This is a genomic window from uncultured Rikenella sp., from assembly GCF_947628055.1.
Taxonomy (GTDB): domain Bacteria; phylum Bacteroidota; class Bacteroidia; order Bacteroidales; family Rikenellaceae; genus Rikenella.
In genome coordinates this window covers 1-2,771 of record NZ_CANQYJ010000168.1, presented here as the reverse complement: position 1 = coordinate 2,771, position 2,771 = coordinate 1, and the positions used below count along the sequence as shown (strand labels likewise).

Annotated in this window: 2 protein-coding genes; one reads left to right on the top strand and one right to left on the bottom strand. The window is 53.2% G+C overall.

What is annotated here, in order from left to right; all coding sequences use genetic code 11:
- Positions 1 to 408: 408 nt before the first annotated feature.
- A complete protein-coding gene (locus Q0Z93_RS10090) occupies positions 409 to 1,308 on the top strand; it encodes a YegS/Rv2252/BmrU family lipid kinase (RefSeq protein ID WP_298065169.1) in 900 nt (299 codons plus the stop codon).
- Positions 1,309 to 1,410: 102 nt separating this feature from the next.
- Here Q0Z93_RS10090 and Q0Z93_RS10085 read toward each other — a convergent pair whose 3' ends face one another.
- Entirely contained in the window at positions 1,411 to 2,649 is a 1,239-nt protein-coding gene (locus Q0Z93_RS10085; RefSeq protein ID WP_298065166.1) for a putative sulfate exporter family transporter, read from the bottom strand.
- Positions 2,650 to 2,771: the final 122 nt, after the last annotated feature.

Genomic DNA, 2,771 nt, shown 5'->3' with positions numbered 1-2,771 from the left:
TGCTCGAATGGCCGAGGCGCCAGGAGGAAGGCGAAGCCAAACTTTTTGAGATGCTTCGCATCTCTTGAGCCTGCCGGGTACCCTTGTTTCCGATTCGTTTGGGGTGTGAGCAATAGCGGGCACTTAGGTAAATAACGCTTTATGCCCGCTATTGCCACATCCCAAAGAAAACTCAATGCAAGAGGGCTGAGGAGCCTAAGGAGTAGCGCAGCTATCTGAAAGTCTTTTGGGTACCTTTTCTTCAGAATCGACGCTGCCAGCAAGAGCAAAACGGGCTTGCGGACTATGCCGAGATAGCGCGAGGAAAACGAGCATAACGAAGTTAAAGAGAACAGTTCCCTCAAACAGGGTCGTACAATAAAACCTACGGTAATGGATTGTACCGATTGACATGTAACGTAAAACGGTATGAAGAACGTTATATTCCTATATAATCCCGTATCGGGCGAGGCGCAGACCGTCGCCCAACTCGACCGGATCTCCATGCACTACCAACGGGCCGGATATGTGCTGACGCTGTTCCGTATCACCCGCGAACGAGGATTGTCGCACCTGGCCGAATTGATCGCACAGCTCCGACCGGATCACCTGCTGGCTGCCGGAGGAGACGGCACCATCAACCGGCTGGTCAACTACCTCAAACACCGGAACGTCACCGTACCGATCGCCATCCTGCCGATGGGAACCGCAAACGACTTCGCCCATCTGATCGGGATGCCCAACAACCTGAACGACGCCTGCCGCGCCATTCTGAACGGCAAAGTGCAGTACTTAGATATGGGCCGCGTCAATGACCGCTATTTTATCAACGTCCTGAGCTGCGGCCTGTTCACGGAAGTGTCGCAAAAAACCCCGACAGCGCTCAAAAACACTTTCGGCAAACTGGCCTATTATTTCAGCAGCATCGGCGAATTGCCGTCGTTCCGCAAAATGAATATCGAGATAACGGCCGACGAAACGTCGTTCCGGGGAAGCTGTCTGCTGCTGCTGGTCTTCAACGGACGTACAGCGGGGAACCTGAAACTGGCCAAACATTCCAGCGCGGAAGACGGACTGTTGGACGTTTTGATTATCCGGGGCGAAAATATCGTGGAAAGCATCAAAAACGTGTTCCATTTCCTGGTAAAGAAGAAAAACTCGGTCTATCCCAGCGACATCGTCTATTTCCAGACACGGAAACTGCACATCGAAAACGACCAGCCTACGAGCGACATCGACGGGGAAAAAGGGCCGGATTTCCCGCTGGATATCGAATGTCTGCCGGGCAGCCTCCCGATCATCGTGCCGCAGGATACGAAAGATCGGTAGCCTCTTGTTCGGCGTTGCCTCAGCGTTTCCTCGGCGATAACAGCAAGCGGCGAACCTCGGTGGAGAGGTTCGCCGCTTTGCCCAAGTCGTGCCGCAACCAAGCTAATCGCTCACATGGGCGAATAACAGGTAGGCTACAATCAAGGTCAGCACGATATTGAATGCCTGAGCGATCAAAAAGCCCCACAGCGGCTTTTTGAAATTTTTATTGAAAATATCTTTGAATCGGGTTTCCAGGCCGATACATACGAACGCGATCGCGAAAAACGCATTTTGCAGATTTTTAGTCACGCCGCCCACGCTTTTGGCCGTTTCGAGTGGCATGGCGAAACTGAAAATCAGCGAGGCGAGCACAAAGCCCAGCACGAATTTCGGAAAGCGTTCCCACAGCACGCCCACCGTCGGCTTTTCGCGGTGATCTTTCCCTTTGTACGACCAGTAGATCGAGATGGCGAAGGCCGCCAATCCCAGCAGCACGTTCTGCGAGAATTTGACGATCACGCTGTATTTCGCCGCGGTCTCGCCCAGCACGGAGCCGGATGCCACCACTGCTCCCGTGGTGTCGATGGTGCCGCCCATCCAGGCTCCCCCCACTTCGGGCGACAGCCCCATCCACTGGGCTAAATATGGCATGAAGTACATCATGGGTATCGCCACGACTAACACTAACGAGATCACGTATGAGAGTTTCTTGCTGTCGCCTTTGATCGCGCCGCAGGTAGCAATAGCAGCAGAAACGCCGCAAATAGAGACTGCGCTGGCCAGCATCGTGGACATCTCCCTGTCTACGCCGAGTTTCCGGGCGATCCAGTAGCCGAAGTTCCATACGCAGAAAACCACGACCAATGCCTGTATCAATCCCAGGGCTCCGGCTTGCATAATTTCTCCGAATATCACGGTTGTCCCGAGCAGCACGAGGCCGATCTTTACGTAAAATTCGCTCTGCAAGGCGGGCCGCATCCATTTGGGCACGCCGATGGTGTTGCTGATGAGCAAGCCGAAGGCTACGGCGAAGAATACGCTTTCGAGGCCGGTGGTTTCTTTTATGACGGGCGATGTGGCGACGTATTGCGCTCCCAAAGCTACGGCGAATATCACGAGCAGCGAGGGCAGTATCCCTCGCGTCGGCCGTCCGAGTGTCTTGCATGCGCTGTACACGATGACGAATAGGCCGGCTAAAAGTATTATGATGTTCTGCCAGCTGCTGATGGTGTCGAGTGTCTTGGGTAAAACGGGCATCCAATCGGGCATCGCAATGGCGAGGAGCATGATTAACAGCCCGGCTGCTACTGCAAGCCAGTCTTCGGTCTTAAAATGATTCAATAGTCGCTGTCTGGTCATCCTTATTCTTAAAGTTTTAATCGTTCGTTTAATCTTTACCCTACAGTGAGTGACTGTTCTTTCTTTGAAAAGAAAGAACCAAAGAAACTTTCAGATAGCTGCGCTACTCCTTAGGCTCCGCA